The organism is Actinomadura syzygii (assembly GCF_008085905.1).
GTDB classification, from domain to species: domain Bacteria; phylum Actinomycetota; class Actinomycetes; order Streptosporangiales; family Streptosporangiaceae; genus Spirillospora; species Spirillospora syzygii.
Window position 1 is genome coordinate 1 of record NZ_VSFF01000010.1, and the last position, 20,780, is coordinate 20,780.

General features: G+C 72.1%; 19 protein-coding genes and 1 tRNA gene. 12 read left to right on the top strand and 8 right to left on the bottom strand.

All coding sequences use genetic code 11. From position 1 onward, the window contains the following. The 4 genes from FXF65_RS25380 to lipB all read left to right on the top strand — a co-directional run. A partial coding sequence (locus FXF65_RS25380) for a 2-oxo acid dehydrogenase subunit E2 (RefSeq protein ID WP_187412498.1) occupies positions 1–827 on the top strand: 827 nt, incomplete at its 5' end. A gap of 116 nt (positions 828–943) precedes the next feature. After that, the gene (locus FXF65_RS25385; RefSeq protein ID WP_148352553.1) at positions 944–1,831 is read left to right on the top strand and encodes a TIGR01777 family oxidoreductase; all 888 of its coding nucleotides are present in this window, start codon (positions 944–946) and stop codon (positions 1,829–1,831) included. A gap of 85 nt (positions 1,832–1,916) precedes the next feature. Continuing rightward, positions 1,917–2,654 (top strand): Type 1 glutamine amidotransferase-like domain-containing protein, encoded by a 738-nt coding sequence (locus FXF65_RS25390; RefSeq protein ID WP_148352554.1) that lies wholly within the window; start codon positions 1,917–1,919, stop codon positions 2,652–2,654. 53 nt (positions 2,655–2,707) lie between these two features. Next, positions 2,708–3,415 carry a lipoyl(octanoyl) transferase LipB gene (lipB, locus tag FXF65_RS25395; protein ID WP_246199089.1) on the top strand — a complete coding sequence of 236 codons (708 nt, stop codon included), beginning with the start codon at positions 2,708–2,710 and terminating at the stop codon, positions 3,413–3,415. Between the two features lie 26 nt (positions 3,416–3,441). On the opposite strand, the gene FXF65_RS25400 is transcribed toward lipB, so the two are convergent. Beyond that, complete coding sequence (locus FXF65_RS25400; RefSeq protein WP_148352555.1) at positions 3,442–3,954, bottom strand: YfbM family protein; 513 nt, start codon at positions 3,952–3,954, stop codon at positions 3,442–3,444. Between the two features lie 258 nt (positions 3,955–4,212). Between FXF65_RS25400 and lipA the strand changes: the two genes are divergently transcribed. After that, positions 4,213–5,139 carry a lipoyl synthase gene (lipA, locus tag FXF65_RS25405; RefSeq protein ID WP_148352556.1) on the top strand — a complete coding sequence of 309 codons (927 nt, stop codon included), beginning with the start codon at positions 4,213–4,215 and terminating at the stop codon, positions 5,137–5,139. A 68-nt stretch (positions 5,140–5,207) separates the two neighbouring features. After that, the gene (locus FXF65_RS25410; RefSeq protein ID WP_148352557.1) at positions 5,208–5,903 is read left to right on the top strand and encodes a DUF4191 domain-containing protein; all 696 of its coding nucleotides are present in this window, start codon (positions 5,208–5,210) and stop codon (positions 5,901–5,903) included. 89 nt (positions 5,904–5,992) lie between these two features. Here FXF65_RS25410 and FXF65_RS25415 read toward each other — a convergent pair whose 3' ends face one another. Next, the gene (locus tag FXF65_RS25415) at positions 5,993–6,466 is read right to left on the bottom strand and encodes an RDD family protein (RefSeq protein WP_148352558.1); all 474 of its coding nucleotides are present in this window, start codon (positions 6,464–6,466) and stop codon (positions 5,993–5,995) included. A gap of 167 nt (positions 6,467–6,633) precedes the next feature. On the opposite strand from FXF65_RS25415, the gene glnA reads away from it, so the two are divergent. Then, positions 6,634–8,058: a type I glutamate--ammonia ligase gene (gene glnA / locus FXF65_RS25420; protein ID WP_148352559.1), complete on the top strand. Its 1,425-nt coding sequence runs from the start codon at positions 6,634–6,636 to the stop codon at positions 8,056–8,058. 77 nt (positions 8,059–8,135) lie between these two features. On the opposite strand, the gene FXF65_RS25425 is transcribed toward glnA, so the two are convergent. After that, complete coding sequence (locus tag FXF65_RS25425; RefSeq protein WP_187412499.1) at positions 8,136–8,930, bottom strand: DUF4360 domain-containing protein; 795 nt, start codon at positions 8,928–8,930, stop codon at positions 8,136–8,138. Positions 8,931–9,244: 314 nt separating this feature from the next. Between FXF65_RS25425 and FXF65_RS25430 the strand changes: the two genes are divergently transcribed. From FXF65_RS25430 to FXF65_RS25440, 3 genes are all read left to right on the top strand, one after another. Next, positions 9,245–9,316 (top strand) — tRNA-OTHER (locus tag FXF65_RS25430). Between the two features lie 414 nt (positions 9,317–9,730). After that, positions 9,731–11,323, top strand: coding sequence for a TROVE domain-containing protein (locus tag FXF65_RS25435; protein WP_148352561.1), 1,593 nt, complete (start codon positions 9,731–9,733; stop codon positions 11,321–11,323). 56 nt (positions 11,324–11,379) lie between these two features. Beyond that, entirely contained in the window at positions 11,380–12,336 is a 957-nt protein-coding gene (locus FXF65_RS25440) for a DUF6461 domain-containing protein (protein ID WP_148352562.1), read from the top strand. Positions 12,337–12,340: 4 nt separating this feature from the next. On the opposite strand, the gene FXF65_RS25445 is transcribed toward FXF65_RS25440, so the two are convergent. The 3 genes from FXF65_RS25445 to FXF65_RS25455 form a co-directional block, all read right to left on the bottom strand. Beyond that, entirely contained in the window at positions 12,341–12,664 is a 324-nt protein-coding gene (locus FXF65_RS25445; RefSeq protein ID WP_148352563.1) for a hypothetical protein, read from the bottom strand. After that, complete coding sequence (locus FXF65_RS25450; protein ID WP_148352564.1) at positions 12,661–12,852, bottom strand: hypothetical protein; 192 nt, start codon at positions 12,850–12,852, stop codon at positions 12,661–12,663. Before FXF65_RS25450 ends, FXF65_RS25445 begins: the two co-directional genes overlap by 4 nt. 150 nt (positions 12,853–13,002) lie before the next feature. Continuing rightward, complete coding sequence (locus tag FXF65_RS25455) at positions 13,003–14,235, bottom strand: helix-turn-helix domain-containing protein (protein WP_148352565.1); 1,233 nt, start codon at positions 14,233–14,235, stop codon at positions 13,003–13,005. Between the two features lie 94 nt (positions 14,236–14,329). Here FXF65_RS25455 and FXF65_RS25460 point away from each other — a divergent pair, with 94 nt between their 5' ends. Together FXF65_RS25460 and FXF65_RS25465 are read left to right on the top strand one after the other, a co-directional pair. Next, positions 14,330–16,462 (top strand): DEAD/DEAH box helicase, encoded by a 2,133-nt coding sequence (locus FXF65_RS25460; RefSeq protein ID WP_148352566.1) that lies wholly within the window; start codon positions 14,330–14,332, stop codon positions 16,460–16,462. A gap of 79 nt (positions 16,463–16,541) precedes the next feature. Next, on the top strand, positions 16,542–16,934 hold the full coding sequence (locus tag FXF65_RS25465) for an OsmC family protein (protein WP_148352567.1): 393 nt from the start codon (positions 16,542–16,544) through the stop codon (positions 16,932–16,934). A 145-nt stretch (positions 16,935–17,079) separates the two neighbouring features. On the opposite strand, the gene FXF65_RS25470 is transcribed toward FXF65_RS25465, so the two are convergent. Then, positions 17,080–18,831 carry a glycoside hydrolase family 3 protein gene (locus tag FXF65_RS25470; RefSeq protein WP_187412500.1) on the bottom strand — a complete coding sequence of 584 codons (1,752 nt, stop codon included), beginning with the start codon at positions 18,829–18,831 and terminating at the stop codon, positions 17,080–17,082. 107 nt (positions 18,832–18,938) lie between these two features. After that, a complete protein-coding gene (locus tag FXF65_RS25475) occupies positions 18,939–20,354 on the bottom strand; it encodes an alpha/beta hydrolase (protein WP_187412501.1) in 1,416 nt (471 codons plus the stop codon). Between the last annotated feature and the right edge of the window lie 426 nt (positions 20,355–20,780).

Consider the following 20,780-nt stretch of genomic DNA (forward strand, 5'->3'; position numbering starts at 1 on the left):
CCGCCCCGGCCGCCCCGGCTCCGGCGGCCGCCGCGCCGCAGGCGCCGGTCGGGCGGCACGCCGCGCCCGCGCCCGCCGGGGCCCCGGCCGAGCAGCTCGCGCTGCGCGGCCGGACCGAGAAGATGTCCCGGATGCGGCAGACGATCGCCCGCCGGATGGTGGAGTCGCTGCAGGTGTCCGCGCAGCTCACCACCGTCGTCGAGGCCGACATCACCAAGATCGCGCGGCTGCGGCGGCAGGCGAAGGACGACTTCGAGGCCCGCGAGGGCGTCAAGCTGTCGTTCCTGCCGTTCTTCGCGCTGGCGACCGTCGAGGCCCTCAAGGCGCACCCGAAGCTGAACGCGGTCATCAACGGCGAGACGAACGAGGTCACCTACCACGAGGTGGAGAACCTCTCCATCGCGGTGGACGTCCCCGAGCGCGGCCTGATGGTCCCCGTCGTGCACAACGCCGGGCAGCTCAACCTGGGCGGCCTCGCGCAGCGGATCGCCGACATCGCCGAGCGCACCCGCACCAACAAGGTGAGCCCGGACGAGCTCGCGGGCGGCACGTTCACGCTGACCAACACCGGCAGCCGGGGCGCGCTGTTCGACACCCCGATCCTGAACCAGCCGCAGGTCGGGATGCTCGGCACCGGCGCGGTCGTGAAGCGCCCCGCCGTCATCGACGACCCGGACCTCGGCGAGGTCATCGCCGTCCGGTCGATGGTGTACCTGGCGCTGACCTACGACCACCGCCTGATCGACGGCGCGGACGCGGCCCGCTTCCTCGGCACGATCAAGCACCGCCTGGAGGAGGGCAACTTCGAGGCCGAGCTCGGCCTCTGACGGTCAGGCCGACCGCTCCGGCGTCCGGCCCCGCCCGCGTCCGCGCGGGCGGGGCCGCGCCATGCCCGGCCGAGACGCTCATCGGCCCCCGGCGGCCCGCCGCCTAGGGTGGGGGCATGAGGGTCACTGTCACGGGCTCGTCGGGACTGCTCGGCTCGGCGCTGACGCGGTCGCTGCGCGCCGACGGGCACGAGGTCGTCCGGCTGATCCGGCGCGAGCCCACCCGGCCGGACGAGGCGCGCTGGTCGCCCGCCGACGGCTGCGTGGAGGCGGCGGCCCTGGACGGCGCGGACGCGGTGGTGCACCTCGCGGGCGCCGGGGTCGGCGACCGCCCCTGGACGGGTGCCTACAAGCGCAGGATCAGGGAGAGCAGGCTCGACGGCACCCGCACCATCGCCGAGGCGATCGCCGCGGCGAGCGGTCCGCCGCCGGTGCTCGTCTGCGGCTCCGCGATCGGCTACTACGGCGACACCGGCGGCCGGGAGGCGGACGAGGAGTCCCCCCTCGGCAGCGGGTTCCTCGCCGAGCTCGTCCGCGACTGGGAGGCGGCGGCCGCGCCCGCGCGCGACGCGGGCGTCCGGGTCGTCCATCCGCGGACGGGCGTCGTGCTGGCCCGCGAGGGCGGCTACCTCGGCCGCACGCTCCCGCTGTTCCGGCTCGGCCTCGGCGGGCGGCTCGGCGACGGCCGCCAGTGGACGAGCTGGATCTCCCTGCCCGACCAGGTCGCGGCGCTGCGCTTCCTCATCGACGCCGAGATCGCCGGGCCCGTCAATCTGACCGCGCCGAACCCCGTCACCAACGCGGAGTACACCCGGACGCTCGCCGCCCTGCTGCGCAGGCCCGCGCGGGTGCCCGTCCCGAAGGCGGCGCTGCGGGCCCTGCTGCTCGGCTTCGCCGACGAGGGCCCGCTGATCAGCCAGCGGGTGCTGCCGCGCCGCCTGCTGGACGCCGGGTTCCGGTTCGCCCATGAGGACGTCGGCTCGGCCCTGCGCGCCGTCCTCTGAGTCCCAAGAATCGTCAAAGTACGGCCCGGCTCCGTTCGGTAGCCATACGGTGACAATGAGACAGATCCGCCCCCGAGGAGGATGCATGAGCACCGACGGACAGCCGCACATCCTCGCGATCGGCGGGGGGAGCTTCGTCCCGGACGGCCGGGACGGGCTCACCCCGAGCCCGCTGATCCGCTACGCCTTCGACCTCACCGGCCAGGACAGGCCGCGCGTCTGCTTCGTGACGACGGCGGTCGGCGACGGCGCCGAGTACGTCGCCCGCCTCTACGCCGGGTTCTCCTCGCTGGACGCCGAGGTCAGCCATCTCGCGCTGTTCCCGATGCCGAACGTCCCGGACGTCCGGGCGCACCTCCTCAACCAGGACCTCGTGCACGTGTCCGGCGGCAGCGTCGCCAACCTGCTCGCCCTGTGGCGGCTGCACGGGCTGGACGAGATCATGCGCGAGGCGTGGCAGGAGGGCGTGGTCCTGTCCGGGCAGAGCGCGGGCGCGCTGTGCTGGCACGCGGGCGGCACCACCGACTCGTTCGGGCCCGAGCTGCGCCCGCTGACCGACGGCCTCGCGTTCCTGCCGTACTCGTGCGGCGTGCACTACGACAGCGACCCGCAGCGGCGCCCGCTGCTCCAGCAGCTCGTCGGCGAGGGGACGCTCCCCGGCGGCTACGCGGCCGACGAGGGCGTGGGGCTGCACTACGTCGGGACCGAGTTCGTCCAGGCCGTGTCCTACCGCAAGGACGCGGGCGCCTACCGCGTCGAGCCGGACGGCCCCGGCACCGCGAAGGAGTCCCGCCTGGAGCCCCGCCTGCTCGCCTCCCTTTAGAGGTCCAGGGGCGCGGGGTCCGGCTGTAAGGCGCAAGGCTTAAGCTGACTCGTGTGAGCGATGTGGACGTACGCGAGCTGGTGGTGGTGCACGCGGGGTTCGGCGACGCCGCCGTCCCCTACGAGGACGGGTGGGAGCTGCAGAGACGCACGCACGCGCTGCGCTCGGACGACGCGATCCCCGACACCGTCCTCCTGCTGGAGCACCTGCCGGTGTACACGGCGGGCAAGCGCACCGCGGCGCCGGACCGGCCGCTCGGCGACCCCGGCGCGCCCGTCATCGACGTCGACCGCGGCGGCAAGATCACCTGGCACGGCCCGGGGCAGCTCACCGGCTACCCGATCCTGAGGCTGCCGGACCCGGTGGACGTCGTCGGCTACGTCCGGCTGCTGGAGCAGATGATGATGGACGTCTGCGGCGACCTCGGCCTGGAGACCGTCACGGTGGAGGGGCGCAGCGGCCTGTGGGTGCCCGGCTCCCCCGACCGCAAGATCGGCTCCATCGGGGTCCGGGTGTCGCGCGGCGTCACGATGCACGGGTTCATGCTGAACTGCGACAACGACATGGGCTGGTTCGACAAGATCGTCGCCTGCGGCATCCGGGACGTCGGCTCCACGAACCTCAGCCTCGAACTCGGCCGGAACGTGACCGTCGCCGAGATCGTCCCGCTGGTCGAGCGCCGTCTGGCCGCCGTGCTCGGCGCGGACGGCACGCTGCACCGCACGACGGCGCAGCTCCAAGCCGTCGCGGCCCCGGCCTGAGGGCGCGGGCTAGGCTCCCGGAGCCGTCACCGCGGCTCGGAGGCCATCACCTTGTAGACGGCCTGGCCCTCGGTGGCGGCGGCCCTGAAGAAGTCCGCCAGCCCCTGGTAGGCGGGCTTGAAGTACCCGTCGCGGGCGCCGCCGTCGAGGCGGCGCGCGTCCTGGACGCCGGCCTCGGCCATCGCCGCCAGGTCGAACCGGGCGGCGAGCTCGGCGAACGGCGTCGCGGCCAGGTGGTCGGCGGCGGGCTTCACCCGCTCCGGCGCGAGGAAGATCACGTCCATGCCGAGTTCGTCGGCGCCGTCCTCGGTGAGCAGCCGGCCGCCGCACACGACGTCCGCCTCGGGCTGCCGTCCGTCCCATGGGTCGCCGGTGACGAGGTAGTGCATCGCCTGCCACGTCCAGCCGAGCTCGAACAGCGCGCCCGCGCCGCGCCGGCGCCAGTCCGCGGCGCCGAAGATGTGCCGGGCGATCCGGCCGGGTTCAGGCTCCCCCTCCAGCACCGGCGGCACCCTCAGGTACGACATTGCCAGACCCACTGGTCCTCCTGCTGCTGAACGCTGCTTGCGTGACGACAGGGAGTCACCCTAGAGAGATCCTCTGTGGGAGATGACCGAAACACGCGAATCTGTCAACCGGACGGGGTACCGTCATACGTTCGATATCGCTCCGAGACGGCTTTGAGCCCCACCCTGGGCGAATGGGCGCCGGACGGGCATGCGGCGGGACGGGGCGGGCGGCCGGGCGGGCGCCGGGCCGGTGTGCCGGCGGCGGAGATCGCGACGTACCCTGAACGGGTGACGACGGTGACACCAGACGGCCGCAGGCTGCTGCGGGTCGAGGCCCGCAACAGCCAGACCCCGATCGAGCGCAAGCCCGAGTGGATCAAGACACGGCTGAAGATGGGCCCGCAGTACCGCGAGCTCGTCGGCCTCGTGAAGTCCGAGGGCCTGCACACGGTCTGCCAGGAGGCGGGCTGTCCCAACATCTTCGAATGCTGGGAAGACCGCGAGGCGACGTTCCTCATCGGCGGCGACCAGTGCACCCGGCGGTGCGACTTCTGCCAGATCGACACCGGCAAGCCCGCCGAGCTCGACCGGGACGAGCCGCGCCGCGTGGCCGAGTCCGTCGCCACGATGGGCCTGAAGTACGCGACCGTCACCGGCGTCGCCCGCGACGACCTGGACGACGGCGGCGCCTGGCTGTACGCCGAGACCGTCCGGCGGATCCACGACGCCGTCCCCGGCTGCGGCGTCGAGCTGCTGATCCCCGACTTCAACGCCGTGCCCGAGCAGCTCGCCGAGGTGTTCTCGTCCCGGCCCGAGGTGCTGGCGCACAACGTGGAGACCGTCCCGCGGATCTTCAAGCGGATCCGGCCCGGGTTCCGCTACGAGCGGTCCCTCGAGGTCATCACCCGCGCCCGCGAGGACGGCCTCGTCACCAAGTCCAACCTGATCCTCGGCATGGGCGAGACCCGCGAGGAGGTCTCGCAGGCGCTGCGCGACCTGCACGGGGCGGGCTGCGAGCTGATCACGATCACGCAGTACCTGCGGCCGAGCCCGCGCCACCACCCGGTCGAGCGGTGGGTGAAGCCGGAGGAGTTCGTGGAGCTGTCCGCCGAGGCGGAGGAGATCGGCTTCGCGGGCGTCATGTCCGGGCCGCTGGTGCGGTCCAGCTACCGCGCCGGTCGCCTCTACCGGCAGGCCGTCGAGGCGCGGGGCTAGCCCGGGGCCGGTCCGGGGCGCCTCGGGGGCTGTCGGGACCGGGGCCCGTCCGGACTATCCTGGGACTCATGTCTAAAACGCCCACGGACGGGGCCCAGGAGCGTCCGGGCCGCCTCAAGCAGATCCGCATGGTCGCGCAGGTGCTGCGGCAGGCCGACCCGAAGGCCCTGCCGATCGTGTTCGCCTCCGCGGTCGGGACGCTGGTCGTCGTCGTCCTCGTCGGGCTGCTGCTCGGCCAGCTGTGGTTCTTCATCCCGCTGGGGATCCTCGCGGCCGCCGCCGTCGGCATGATCGTGTTCGGCCAGTTGGCGCAGCGGGCGCAGTACAAGGTGATCGCCGGGCAGCCGGGCGCGGCCGCCGCGATCTTGAAGAACATGCGCGGCAACTGGACGGTGACCGAGGCCGTCAGCGGGAACCGCAACCTCGACATGGTGCACCGCGCGGTGGGACGCGCCGGAGTGGTGCTCGTCTCGGAGGGTCCGCGCGGACGTGTCGGCCCGCTCCTCGGCGCGGAGAAGAAGCGCATCTCCCGCGCCGCGCAGCAGGTGCCGATCTACGACGTGCAGGTCGGGACGGACGAGGGCCAGATCCCCGTCGACAAGCTCCAGCGCCACCTGATGAAGCTGCCCCGCAACCTCACGAAGGCGCAGGTCTCCGACCTGAACGACCGGTTGCAGGCGCTGCCGAGGTCGATGCAGATGCCGAAGGGGCCGATCCCCAAGGGCGCGAAGATGCCCAAGGGCCCGAAGCCCAAGATGCGCTGACGCGCACGCGGGACGCTCCAGACAGGACGCTCAAGAAAGGCACCCTCCGGCTCGCTCGGCCGAGGGGCGCCTTTCTTTCGCGTTTCTCGCTACAGGTTGACGACGGCGGTGTTGCTCGCCCGGTCGTGCAGGCCGCGGTAGTCGCGGTCCCAGATCAGCGCGGGGACGACGAGGACGAGCAGGAACGTCCGGGCGAGGGCCCAGCCGAGGCCGACCGGGCGTCCGTCGAGCCGGGCGACGCGGATGCCGCACAGCCGCTTGCCGATCGTCATGCCGAGGAACGCCGTCAGCAGCCACGCCTGAATCGCGAAGACGACCAGCGTCCAGGTGCTGCGCTCGGCCGGGTCCCAGCCGAGCGGGCGCGCCAGCAGGCTCGCCACCAGCATCGACAGCCCCCAGTCGACGAACAGCGCGACGAGCCGCCGCCCGTAGGGCGCGACGGCGCCGCTGCCGCTCTCCGGGAAGCCGATCCGCGCGCCGGGCTTGCCGAGGTCGACGCCCGCCGAGCGCACGCCGCCGAGCCACGTCTGCGTCCAGCGCGGACCGCCCTTGCCACCGCTCATGGCCCCTACGCTATCCGGTCCCCCCGCGAGCCCCGACCCGGCTCCCGGGCGATGTCCGAAAAGGCCGTGGGAGTGACCCGTAACACAGCGGAAACATATGGGACACGGCCGGGAAACGGCCCCGCCATAGCGTGCCGATGAGCCAAGGCCGCGCCCAAGGAGGCTTGATGTTCAGCAGCGCCGAAGAGGTCCTGAGCTATATCAGGAACGAAGGTGTGCGATTCGTCGACTGTCGGTTCGTGGACCTGCCGGGCAAGATGCAGCACTTCACGTTCCCCGTCGAGAGCTTCGGCGAGAGCGTCTTCACCGAGGGGCTGATGTTCGACGGCTCGTCGGTCCGCGGGTTCCAGGAGATCCACGAGTCGGACATGCTCCTGCTCCCGGACCCGTCCACCGCCGTCGTCGACCCGTTCCGGCAGCACAAGACGCTGAACCTGAACTTCTTCGTCCACGACCCGCTGACCGGCGAGCCCTACAGCCGCGACCCGCGCAACGTGGCGAAGAAGGCGCAGGACTACCTCCGCGGCACCGGCATCGCCGACACCTGCTATTTCGGGCCCGAGGCCGAGTTCTACATCTTCGACGACGTCCGTTTCGAGACGAAGGCGAACGCCGGCTACTACTACCTCGACTCGGTCGAGGGCGCGTGGAACACCGGCCGTGAGGAGCCCGGCGGGAACCTCGGCGCGAAGCCCCCGTACAAGGGCGGATATTTCCCCGTCCCCCCGATGGACCATTACACCGACCTGCGCTCGGAAATGGTCGCGCAGCTCCTCGACGTCGGCATCCACGTCGAGATGCAGCACCACGAGGTCGGCACCGCGGGCCAGGCCGAGATCGACTTCCGCTTCGACACGCTGCTGAAGACCGCCGACCAGCTCCAGCTCTACAAGTACATCGTCAAGAACGTCGCGCGCGCCGCCGGGAAGACCGTCACGTTCATGCCGAAGCCCCTCTTCGGCGACAACGGCTCCGGCATGCACTGCCACCAGTCCCTCTGGAAGGACGGCGCGCCCCTCTTCTACGACGAGGTCGGCTATGCGGGCCTGTCCGACAACGCGCGCTACTACATCGGCGGCCTACTCAAGCACGCCCCGTCGCTGCTGGCGTTCACGAACCCGACGGTGAACAGCTACCACCGGCTCGTCCCCGGCTACGAGGCCCCGGTCAACCTCGTCTACTCGCAGCGCAACCGGTCGGCGTGCATCCGCATCCCGATCACCGGGTCGAACCCGAAGGCGAAGCGCGTCGAGTTCCGCGTCCCGGACCCGTCCTGCAACCCGTACCTGGCCTTCTCCGCCATGCTCATGGCCGGGCTCGACGGCATCAAGAACAAGATCGAGCCCGCCGAGCCGGTGGACAAGGACCTCTACGAGCTGCCGCCCGAGGAGGCCCGCGCGATCCCGCAGGTCCCCGGCTCGCTGCCCGAGGTCCTCGCGGCCCTGGAGTCCGACCACGACTACCTCCTCGAAGGCGGCGTCTTCACCCCGGACCTCATCGAGACCTGGATCGCGATGAAGACCGAGTTCGAGATCGACCCCATCCGCCTCCGCCCCCACCCGCACGAGTTCGAGCTCTACTACGACATCTAGTCACCGATCGCTCGTAGGGCCGCCGGGGAGGCCGTCGTCCGCTCGCCTGTTCAGGGCCCGGACGACGGCCTTCCTGATTACGGACATCGCTTCCAGCTGAGGTGGTAGTCCGTCCGGAGGCTGCTGTCGCCGCCGTCCATCGAGATGAAGCTGACCTTCGACGGGTCGGAGGTCAGCGGGGCGACTCGCAGCTCGGTGGTGAGGACGACGTACCGCTCCTGGCCGCAGGGCAGGAAGACGAGCCTTTCCTCCGGCGTCTGGTGAGTGACCTTCCAGTTGGCGTCGTAGGGACCGTTGAAGCTGAACGAGACAGGCTCACGGTCATATCCCTGGAAGTTGTGGGCCGCGCTCACGAAGGCTTTCGCTCCATTTTGCAGGTATGCGGAGCCCTCGTAGTCCACCGACGAGATGGCATAGGTGTAGGTGTATGGATCCGAGCCCCTCACCCCCAGGGTGACCTGACAGGACTGGCGCGCCATTTCCGGTCTCGACGAACCGCCGGCCTGCGCGATGTAGTTGTCGTAGACGACCGTGAAACCCTCGTGGTACGCATCGTCGTCCACATCGGCGTACGCACGGACGGCCCCCTTCGGACACCCGGGGCCGCTCGACTCCCTGACCTTGATCGTGAGATGCCATGGGCCCGGGACGAGCCGCGGCCCGGCGGCGGCCGGCGGGACCGACGCCACGGTCGCGGCGAGCGCCGCGGCGGATACGACGGAAAGGACGAGCCTTTTACGCATTCGATTCCTCTTCACTTGGGGGACGCCTGTTTCGGCGACCGAAGAGGCGTCTACTCGGCGATCGGGATGCTCGCCGACAGCTTGGACTGAAGCTGCACGGAGGTTAACTTTCACGCCGTTCAGCGTCAACGGCCAATTTTCAACGCCGTCGCCCACTTGACGAGCCAGGAAATGCGTCGCCGAGCTTTCCTGGAAGGCCGTTCTCCAGTGCACCCGAACCATTCCGGCCAATCCGCAGTGGACGACCTGACGGCGATCGCGCGGTACCGGCCTGATGCCGGTCGGTTCCTGGTCGCGCCGGGGCACGGAGATAATCGGTTGTGCTCGCGGCCATGGGTTTGGTCTCCTAGAGCCATCGTCCTTCCGGTGCGAAGGCCGCGGGTTACTTCTGAAAAAAGCCACCCGAGGCCGACTCCGTTCTCGGAAGGGTCCACAATTGCAGAGCGTGCCCGGTGCGAAGACAAGAGTTACTTCGGCTCATAACCGAGTGGACGCGGGTTCGAGTCCCGCCGCGAGCTTCGGCTCGTGTAGCTCAGATGGCAGAGCGCTTCGTTACTCTCGTCGAACCTGATCTCGGGCACACCTTTCTAAACAACCGAATACCGCACCTCCCGGTGCGCAGGCGAACGGATACTTCTAGGTTCGACTCCTTGCAGGCCCCCCGCATGGGCCTGTGGCCCTGATCGGCAGGGCGACTCCGTGCGCCGTCCTGATCTCGGGGGGAGCACATGCTTCGCGAGCGCCCGGTGCGAAGGCAACGGATACTTCATTCGATCCGCAGGTTGTGGGTTCAAATCCCACTGTCCCCAGAGGGGATGTAGCTCAACACGGTAGAGCAGCGGAATAAGACACCGTCGCCGACCTCTGACCTCGGGCGTCCCGCGAAGCATGCGAAAAGGCTCCCTCCATTCTTGGAAGGGGTCTTGCCCATGGTGAAGTTCAATAGCGGACGAGTCCGCGCGGCCGTTTCCGGGCCTCTCCGTACCGAGGCGAGGCCGTCCGGGCGCACCCACGAAGGCGCTCCCGGCTACGCTCACGACGCCAAGAGCGAACTTTTCCTCCTCGCCGTCGCGAACATGGTCGGCGAAGACGCCTTTTACGAGAGCGGCGGTGACCGCGACTCCCGTTTCCGTGACCTCGTCCACCGGGTCGCCGTCGAGGACGCGGAGTGGACGTCCGCGTTCCTGCCGTGGCTGCGCGACGAGGCGAACATGCGCTCGGCCTCGCTGGTCGCGGCGCTGGAGGCCGTCCGGGCACGGCTCGACGCGGGCCTGAACGGCGGCAACCGGCAGCTCGTCGCGGGCGTCATGCGCCGCGCCGACGAGCCCGGCGAGGCGCTCGCCTACTGGACGTCCACCCACGGCCGCGCGGTACCGAAGCCGGTCAAGCGCGGCATCGCGGACGCCGTCCAGCGGCTCTACAACGAGCGGTCCCTGCTCAAGTACGACGCGGACACGCGCGGCTTCCGGTTCGGCGACGTCGTCGACCTCGTCCACCCGGCCCCGGCGGCGGACAGGCCGTGGCAGGGCGACCTGTTCAAGCACGCGCTCGACCGGCGGCACGGCCGCGACGAGCCGGTCCCCGAGTCGCTGCGGACGCTGCGCGCCCGCGCCGAGCTGATGGCGGTCCCGGTCGGGGAGCGGCGGGCGGTGCTCGCCGCCGACGGCGCGGACCGGCTGTCCCGCGCCGCGATGACGTGGGAGGCGCTCGCCGGCTGGCTCCAGGGCCCGCTGGACTCCGCGGCGTGGGAGACGGTGATCCCGTCCATGGGCTACATGGCGCTGCTTCGCAACCTGAGGAACTTCGACGAGGCGGGGGTGTCTGACGAGGTCGCCGACCGGGTCGCGGCGAGGCTGGCGGATCCGGAGCAGGTGGCGCGGTCGCGGCAGTTCCCGTTCCGGTTCTTCTCCGCGTACCTGGCGGCGCCGTCGCTGCGCTGGGGCCACGCCCTCGACAGGGCGCTGACGGCGGCCACGGCGAACGTCCCGGCGTTCCCCGGCCGGACGCTCGTGCTCGTGGACACGTCCGGGTCGATGACGTCCCTGGGCGTCTCGAAGCGGTCGCAGATGACGTACGCGCAGATGGCGGCCCTGTTCGGGGTGACGCTCGCGGCGCGCGGCAACGACGTCGACCTGTACGGCTTCGCGGACGGGACGTTCCGCCACGCGGTCGGCCCCGGCGCGTCCGTGCTGCGCGAGGTCCGCCGGTTCGTGAAGCGGACGGGCGAGGTCGGGCACGGCACCCGCGTCGCCGAGTCGGTCCGCACGACCTACGCGGGACACGACCGGGTCGTCATCCTGTCGGACATGCAGACGTTCGGCACCGCCTGGGCCGGGCCCGTCACCGACGCCGCCCCGGCGAACGTGCCGATGTACGCCTTCAACCTGGCGGGCTACGGGCACGGCGCGATCCCGACCGGCACGGGCGCCCGCCACGAGCTGGCCGGGATGACGGACACGGCCTTCCGCCTGATCCCGCTGCTGGAGGCGGGTCGCGACGCCGACTGGCCCTGGGTTCGCTGAGTCTCCCCCGCGCGGCGCGACCGCGCGTCGCGCGCGGGGAGCCAGAATGACTCAGCATGAACGCTCCTCCTGGACACTTAGCGCACTACCGCGACCTCCTGGCCACCGGTCTGGGACGGGCCGCCTGCGTCACCTGGTGGCGCGCGGGGACGGCCCCGTCCGACGCCGACGAGGTGGCGCGCGGCTTCGGCGCCGCCCCGGCCGCCGCCCGCCCCGTAGAGCCCACCGACCTGGCTGCGCGGTCACTCCTGGTAGGGGCGTTACGGGACGGGTGGTGGCTGGCGGTGGAGCCGAACGGTTTCAGCGGCGTCCGTCCGGGAGTGCTCAGCGCGTTGACCGCCGCTGGCGGCACCGCCTACAGCGCGTACTGGAGCGCCGGTTCCGAGTCGGAGGCGGTGCTCGCGATGGGCGGCCGGGTCGCCGCCTCGTTCGAGTTGCTGGACGCCGACATCGTCCTGGGCGAGAAGCCGGACCTCCTCACGCGCCACATGGGCGACCTGGATTTCGGCGCGGGCGCCGACGTCAAGGCCGCCGCCCTGCTGCTCGGCGAGCGGGTCAGCGGCCAGGGGCTTCCCGCGTCCTGGTTGGACGCCGTCCACACCCGCTACCCGATCGGCGAACGCCCGCCGTCCGAACCGGATCGCGGTGAGGCGGTCACCGACGTCTGCCGGACGATCATCACGGCCATGGAGATCCCCGGCGACGCCACCCACGCGATGCGCCGCGCCCTGGACGCGCTGCAGGGCAGCCCGTTCACCGCCGCCGAGCGGGCCCGGCTGATCGACGACCTGGAAGACCTCGGCCTCCGCACCCGCGGCCGCGCGGCCGCCCGCGGCTCCGCGCAGGGCCCGCTCCTGGTAGCCGACACCCTCGGCTACCTGCGCGCGGACGCGGTGGACATTGTCAGGGACGCGCTGACCCGCCCGTCCGCCGAGACCTTCAAAACGATCCGCCGCCACAGCGCCCACCCCTGGCCAACCCCAGTAGCCGAAGCCCTCCGCCACCTAACCTGACCCCTCACCGCCGCCAGAAGGCCAGACATGACCGCCGCGCCCTCGGCCCCGACGTCCGGGCGGCAGCGACGAACGGGGCGAGGCGGACGGAGATCTCGGTACACGTCCCGGTCAGGTCGTGGCAGGGGCGCAGCGGGTCACCGGTCGACGAAATGAACCACGGCACGCCGCCCACGCCTGCTTTGACGCTGATGCTCTCCCCGATCATCGGCGCGGACGAAGAGAAGACGCGCAGCAGCGCCGGTGTCACCTCATAGCGCGGGACACACGTCCAGCCCGCGAAGGCGAGAGCGTCGGCAAGGGCGTCGAGATGGGCGGTCGCCCTCACGCGCTGCGCCACACGATCGCCCCGCTGCGCCCGTCACGCCACGCCTCGCCGACCGTGTCGAGGTCGACGTACGCGGCGCTGCCGTCCGGCGCGAGCGCGACCCGCCGCACCCTCCCGAACGCCCCCGAGTCAAACCCGCGCATCGCCTCGTGAACGTGCCGGATCGCGGCATTCCGATCATCGGTCACGCCACCCTGCCCCGCATCCGCGCCCCGCACGTCCCACGCGAACAGCGGCGGCGGTTGGGCGAATTTGCGTCCTTGCCAAGTAGTTACTGTCACGGAGCACAGACTCTCCGTGTCCAGGAGCGCGGACGGACAGGTTTTCTGTCCCCCGCGTCAGACCAGAATGCCGATGCGACCAGCCAATTCACGGGCATTTCGCCGCAACGCGGTCGGCCCTTCCTTGGCCAGTTCCGCGGTCATCCGGCGCGCGTAGCCGTTGTAGCGGATCGTCTCTGGGGCGGCGAGGTAGGCGTCTTCAAGGGTGCCGGGCGCGGCGTCGTCGCCGTACAGCCGCCGCGCCCGTGCCGTCTCGATCAGATGGCGGCCGCGTCGGGGCTGGGACGGAATGGCGGCGGACTCGGCCTTCCGCGTCTGCTTGCGAGCCTCGCCGCCCTGCCTCAGCTCGACGGCGATGGTCACGGCGTGCGCGTTCATGATGACCCGCGAGAAGGACGTCATGGGGTCGTAGTGGGTGGCCGGGAGGCTCTGGGCTATGCGGTCGGCGCGGTCCCACCAGCGCCACGCGGTGCCGCTCTGCCCGGCCCGCGCCGCGGTGTACGCGACCTCGTGGTGGAGGGCGCCCCACATGGCGCGCAGTTCGTCGTCGGCGTCCGTCATGCGCGGCCTGAGCAGGTCGAGGCCCTCGCGGTTGACGGCCTCGGCCGCGTCGAAGTCGCCCGCGTCCCGGTGCGCCTGCGCGGCGAGCCACACCGCCCCGCCGAACGCCTTCGGGTCCTCGGACTCCTCGGCGGCCATGATGCTGCGCTCCACCACGCGCCAGAGCAGATCGGCGGAAGGCTGATAGGCGATGAAGAACTGCGCGAGGTTGTAGACGCGGGCGAGCAGCGAGAGCGCGCGGCGCTTGTCCGCGCCCTCGTACTCGCGGGCCGCGTGCTTGGCGTCGCGGATCAGTTCCGGGAGCAGGGCGCCGAGCACGGTGCGGTGGTCCGGGGACGCGTGCCGGGCGCGCCACGCCGCGTCCAGCCGAGCCTGGAGGTGGTCCAGCGGGCTGGGCGGGCCGGTCATCGACACGGCCACGGCGTTGACCGCGTCGCGGACGTCGCCGAGCGCGGGATGCCCGGGGCCGCGGAACATGCGCAGCGGCAGCGGCTCGCCGCCGGTGAGCTTGGCGACGTCGCTCACCTTCAGCGCCTCGGCGAGGTTGAGCAGCGTGGGCAGTTTGGGCTGGCCGATCTCGCCGCGCTCGACGGCCTTGACCCACCGCCTGTTACGCCCGACCAGCCCGCCGAGAACTTCGCGGGATATCCCGCGCCGCTCGCGGTAGTAACGAATGCGCTGCCCGACCGTGAGATCCGGATCGGCGGGGTCGATGCTCCGGTCGTCCAAGGCTCTGCACCTCCGGTGTCGGTGGCCTCCAGGCTAAGGCGGGGTGTCGGGGGGCGCTGGCATCATGTGGCGGGGTTTGCGGTTAGGGGTCGGGATGGCATACGAGTCGAAGGGCGTCCTGCGGGACGGGAGGTCGCTGCTCGGCGCTGCCCGTGACCTGCTGGGCGACCATCGGCGGGCGGTGGCGGAGGTGCAGAAGGCGCTGGCGCCGCTGCGGAAGGAGGCGGCGCGGGAGCAGCTCGGGTCGATTCCGGTCGCGCGGTTGAAGGACGTCACCGAAGGGCGGCTGCGGCTCGGGCCGTTGGAGGACGCCGGGTTCGTGAGCGTCGCCGACGTGCTCGACACTCCCCCGTACCGGTTGCAGTTGATCCCGGGGGTCGGGCCGCAGACGGCCAGGCAACTGCATGCGGCGGCGGGGAGCCTCGCGGAGGCGGCGGAGCGGTCGGCGAGCGTGCGGGTGGACGTCGAGCGGCGCGACGAGGTCATGACGCCGGTGGTCGTCGCGCTGCACCGGCTCGTCAACGCCGGGTCCGACCTGCCCAAGGCGCGGACGGCGGCGCACGAGGTCAACGCGCGGTTCGGACCGCTGGTGCGGGACGCGCGACCGGCCGGGTCGTGGTGGCGGCGGGTGTTCGCGCGGCCGTCCCGGCGGGAGCGGGCGCGGGCGGCGGTCGGCGAACTGGCGGAGGTGCTGCGGGCCGAGGAGGGGCGGCAGAGCCGGCTGCTGATGTCGCAGGCGTCGGTCGACCTGCTGCGCCCCGGGGTGTCGGCCGACGAGGCGTGGATCGACTTCGAGCTGCGGGCGCCCGAGTACCAGACCGTCCTGGCCGAGCTGGCGGCGCTGGAGCCGGAGGCGGCCGAGGGGTTCCTGCCGGACGACCTCGCCGCCCGCGTCAAGGCCCAGCCCCTGGACGACGCGCACCGGCGGGTGTCGCTGCGCGGCTACCAGGCGTTCGGGGCGCGGTTCGCGCTCGTCCAGCGGCGGGTGATCCTCGGCGACGAGATGGGGCTCGGTAAGACGATCCAGGCCATCGCCGCGATCGCGCACCTGCGGGCGCGGGGCGCGACGCACTTCCTGGTGGCGTGCCCGGCCAGCGTCCTGATCAACTGGCTGCGCGAGATCGAGTCGCGCAGCGCGCTCGCCGCGCATCCGCTGCACGGCTCGGGACGGGCCAAGGCGCTGCGGACCTGGGTCGAGGACGGCGGCGTCGCGGTGACGACGCTCGCCACCCTGCACGCCCTGGAAATTCCGGAAAGCGTCGAGATCGGCATGTTCGTCGTGGACGAGGCCCACTACGCCAAGAACCACGAGACCCGCCGCGCGCAGGCCGTCGCCCGCTGGTGCGCGCGGACGGACAACGTCCTCTTCCTGACGGGCACGCCGATGGAGAACCGGGTCGAGGAGTTCCGCAGCCTGGTCGAACACCTGAGCCCGGAGGTGGCGAAGCGGATCCGGCCGAGCGACGCGGCGCTCGGGCCGCGGGCGTTCCGGGCCGCGGTCGCGCCCGTCTACCTGCGACGCAACCAGCGGGAGGTACTCACGGAACTGCCCGAACTCGTCCACGTCGACGAGTTGGAGGAGTTCAGCCGGGCGGACGCGCGGGCCTACCGGCGGGCCGTCGCGGCCGGGAACTTCATGGCGATGCGGCGGGCCGCGTACGCCGTCCCGAAGCGGTCGGCCAAGCTCAGCCGGTTGGTGGAGCTGGTCGAGGAGGCGGCGGCGAACGAGTTGAAGGTCGTGGTCTTCTCCTATTTCCGGGACGTGCTGGAGGTCGTGCGGCAGGCGGTCCCGCAGGCGCGCGGCCCGATCTCCGGCGACGTCCCCCCGGCGCGGCGGCAGGAGCTGGTGGACTCGTTCACCGCCCAGGCGGGGCACGCCGTCCTGCTGTCGCAGATCCAGGCGGGCGGGGTCGGGCTGAACCTCCAGGCCGCGTCCGTGGTGATCATCTGCGAGCCGCAGGTGAAGCCGACCATGGAGACGCAGGCGGTCGCCCGCGCGCACCGGATGGGGCAGGTCCGGACGGTGCAGGTGCACCGCCTCCTCACCCCCGGCGGCGTGGACGCCCGCATGCTGGAGATCCTCCACGACAAGACCCGGCTGTTCGACGAGTACGCCCGGTACAGCGACCTGGCCGAGCGGACGCCGGACGCGGTCGACATCTCCGAGCAGTCCCTCGCCCGCCGGATCGTCGAGGACGAGCAGCGCCGCCTCGGCACGTCGTCCTGAGACACGTCGTCCGGCCGCCCGGGCATAACCGGCACGAGGCCGCTGTTCACGCGGACACCAGACGATCAGAGGGGATGTCATGGCCGAGGTCAGGGTGGAGCGCACGGGCGACGGGTTCCAGGCCGTCAACGCGCGGGGCGCGAAGGTCGCCATCGGCGACGGCGACACCGAGGGCGTCTTCACGCCGGTCGAGCTGCTGCTCGCGGCGCTCGGCGGCTGCGAGCTGGTGACCGTGGAGCCGCTGACGGCGCAGCGCGGGCACCGGATGGCGCGGCTCGCCGCCCGCGTCCAGGCCGACAAGGTGGCGACGAGCACGCTCGGGACGATCACCGTCACCTACGACGTGGAACTCCCCGAAGGAGACGACAAGGCGGCGGACGTGCTCAAGGCCGTGGCCGAGCGCGTGCACGAGAAGTACTGCACGGTCGGCAACGCGCTCCGCAAGCCGATGCGGGTCGAGCAGGTCGTCTGACCCGGACGGCGTTCTTGTGGGCCTCCGGGACGGCCCGGGTGCGCCGGTCAGGGGGCGGCGCACCCGGACCGGCACACTCGGATCGGCGCACCCGGATCGGCGCACCCGGATCGGCGCACCCAAACGGGCGCGCCCGGATGGGCGGTCAGTAGCGGAGGCCGTGCCCGTACGGGTAGAGGCCCTTGATCGTGACCGGGAGGCGTCCACCGGGCTGCTCGCCGAACAGGACCCGGGCGGCGGCCTTGTGCATGGTCAGGTCGATCCGCTGCGTCCGTGCCGTGGTCCCGTAGGTGGCGATGTAGGCGGGGACGTCCGGATACGAGGCGATGTCGTACGGCAGCCCGATCGCGACCGCCGCCACCGGCTTCCCGGTCGCCCGCAGCGCCTCGACCAGCCTGGCCTGCCCGGCGGGCAGCTTCCCGGACGAGTACGTCGCCACGACGACCCGGTCGGCGGATCCGGCGCGCCGGACGGCCTCGGCGATCTCGGCGTCCGTCGGGTTCGTGGTCGCGGCCTGCCAGCTCTCCACCGGCCCGTCCGCGACCTTGGCGATCTCGTCGGCGAACACGGGGGTCTGGACGACGCCCGCGACGAGCGTCCGCTCCGCGTCGTCCCGCTCGAACGGCAGGACCCGGCCCTCGTTCTTGACCAGCGTCGTCGCGGCGAGGCCCATCTTGAGGGCGCGCCGCTGGAAGGCCGAGTTCCCGGACACCTTCTCCGCCAGCCGCGGGTCGGCGTAGCGGTGCTCTGCCACCTTGTACTTGCACTTGAGCGCGAGGACGCGGCGGACGGACTCGTCCACCCGGGTCCGGCTCAGCGAGCCGTCGCGGAGGGCGTCGGCGAGGGCGCCGACCGCCTCGACGTGCGCGGTGTAGTCGCCGGTCGACATGATCACGTCGGCCCCGGCCTCGACCGCCATCACGGTGGCCTGGCGGGTGCCCCAGTGCTTGGCGATCGCGTCCATGTCCATGGCGTCGGTGACGATCAGGCCGCGGAAGCCCATCTGCTCGCGGAGCAGCCCGGTCAGCACCTTGCGGGAGAGCGTGGCGGGCAGGTCCGGGTCGATCGCCTTGACGATGACGTGCGCCGTCATGATCGCGTCGGCCCCGGCCGCGATGCCGCGCGCGAACGGCGGCAGGTGGACGCTTTCGAGCGTCGCCCGGTCGTAGGTGACGGCGGGCAGCTCCAGGTGGCTGTCGAACTCGGTGTCGCCGTGTCCGGGGAAGTGCTTCGGCGTGGCGATCATCCCGGCCGCGCGGTAGGCGCGGACCTGCGCCTCCGCGAGCCCGGCGACGAGGTCGGTCCGCTCGCCGAAGGACCGGACGCCGATGATCGGGTTGGCGGGGTTCGTGTTCACGTCCGACACGGGGGCGTAGTTCCAGTGGAAGCCCATCGCGCGGGCCTCCGCCGAGGTGATCACCGCGGCCTCGCGGGCGAGCCCGGGGTCGCGGGCCGCGCCGAGGCCCATCGCGTTCGGCAGCGGGGTCGTCCCCTCGCGGACGTTGTGCGTGGTGCCGAACTCGAAGTCGCCGGAGACGAGCAGCGGCAGCCCGAGCCGGGTGCCCGCCGCCCAGTCCTGGATCCGGTTCGCGTAGCGGGCGGCGAGGCCGGGCGTGCGCGGCTCGGACGTGATGACCGAGCCGATCTTGAGATCCTGGATGGCGGTGCGGGTGTGCTCGGACGGCATGCCGTCCGGCGCGTCCTCGGTGACGGCCATGACCATCTGGCCGACCTTCTCCGCGTCGGTCATCCGGGCGAGCTGCGCGTCCGGGTCGCAGCCCCGCGCCGGCCCCGGCGGCGCCTGCGCGCGGACCGGCTGCGCGCGGACCGGCGCGGCGAACGCCAGCGCGAGCGCCGCGGCCGCGGCGATGGACACGATGGTTCGGCCGCCGTTCATCATCAGCCTCCTCCTCGACTCATTGGTCTAGACCAGGCCATGCCAACGACTTGATCAAGAGGCAGATGTTGCCAAAGCTCCCCGCCCCCGGGTGGCGGGGACGGGCCTCAGCCGCAGGTCGTCCCGGCGGCCGGGACGGTCCCCTGGAGGAGATAGGCGTGCACGTTCCGGCGGACGCACGGATCGCCGGTGTCGTAGGCGCCGTGCCCCTCCCCCCTGAGGGTGAGGAGCGTCGCGCGCCCGCCGAGCCTCCGGGTGAGCGCCGCCGCCCACGCGTACGGGGTGGCGGGGTCGCCGGTGTTGCCGACGACGAGGATCGGCGCCGCCGCCGGGGCGGCCACCTCGCGGGCCGCGTCGTCGCCCCGCACCGGCCAGCCGGTGCACTGGAGCAGGCCCCAGGCCGCGGACGCGCCGAAGACCGGCGCGGCGGCGCGGAACCTCGGCAGCAGCCGCCGGACGTCGGCCGGGGTGTAGCGGTCGGTGCCGTCCGCGCAGGTGATCGCGGTGTTCGCGGAGGTCAGGCCGGTGTAGGCGCCGTTCTCGCGGCGGCCGTTCTGGACGTCGGCGAGCATGAGCAGGAGCGACCCGTCGCGGCGCTTGACCGCGTCGACGAGGCCCTGCGCGAGGTACGGCCACGCCTCCTTGGAGTAGAGCCCGGCGGCGACGCCGGCCGTCCCGAGGCTCTGGGTGAGGTGGCGGCGGCGCCCGGACGTCCGCAGCGGCTTGGCGTCGAGCCCCGCCAGGATCCGCCGCGTCGACGCGACGACGGACGGGCCGTCCGCCCCGAGCGGGCAGTCCTTCGGGCCGAGCCGCGCGCAGGCCGCGCCGAAGTCGCGGAGCGCGTGCTCGAACCCGGCGGCCTGCTGGAGCGCGAGGTCGGCGGAGCGCAGCCCGGTGTCGACGGCCCCGTCGAGGACGGCCCGGCCGACCCGTCCCGGGAACTGGTGCGCGTAGTTGCCGCCGAGCCAGGTGCCGTAGGAGATCCCGAAGTAGTTGAGGCGCTCCTCGCCGAGGGCGGCGCGGATCAGGTCCATGTCGCGGGCCGCGTTCACCGTGCCGACGTGGGGCAGGAGCCTGCCGGAGTGGGTCGCGCAGCCGCGGGTGAAGGCGGCGCGGCCGTCGGCGTACGCCTTCTCCTCGGCGGGGGTGTCGGGGCTGTCGTCGCGGGCGAAAAGGTCGTCCAGCGTCCGGGATCCGGCGCAGCGGACGGGGGCGCTGCGGCCGACGCCGCGCGGGTCGAAGCCGACCAGGTCGTAGCGGGCGCCGAGGTCGGCGTACTCGCCCGCGACCTGGGCGAGGGTGTCGACGCCGTCGCCGCCGGGGCCGCCGAAGTTGAACAGCAGTGAGCCGAGCTGCCGCCGCTGGTCCGCGGCGGGCGCCTTGACCAGCGCGATCCCGATCTTCTCGGCGGACTGCCGGGCGTAGTCGAGGGGGACGTCCAGGGTCGCGCAGCGGAATCCGCCGCGCGGGGCCCTGGTCCCGGGGGCGGGACGGGGCAGGCCCTTGCAGCGCGTCCACTTCAACGGCGGGACGATCATCGGCGGCGGAACAACACCGCGCGGACCCACAGCGATCGAACCCGCGCCGTTGGAACCCGCGCCGTTCGAAACCGTGCCGCTGGGAACCGTCTCGCCCGGAACTGTGTCGCGCGGTACCGTTTCGCGCGCCGCCGCAAGCCGATCGCCCGATCCGGAGGCCCCCGCGGCCAGACCGGATGCGGCCAGGGCGCCGATACCGACGGCCACAATGCCGGGTATCGCCGTGAAGTGCCCCATTCGTCCCCCCGTTCATCTCACGGGGGGCGATCGTGATCTACCCAGCGCCTCCTATGCTGACTCCTGATCAACTACATAAGGGTCCGCGCCGGGGGTAGGAGCGGAGAGGGATGTGTCCCTCGGGCTCTCCCCCGAAAGTTCGGATACCGCATCAGGGTCGTACTACTCAAGGCT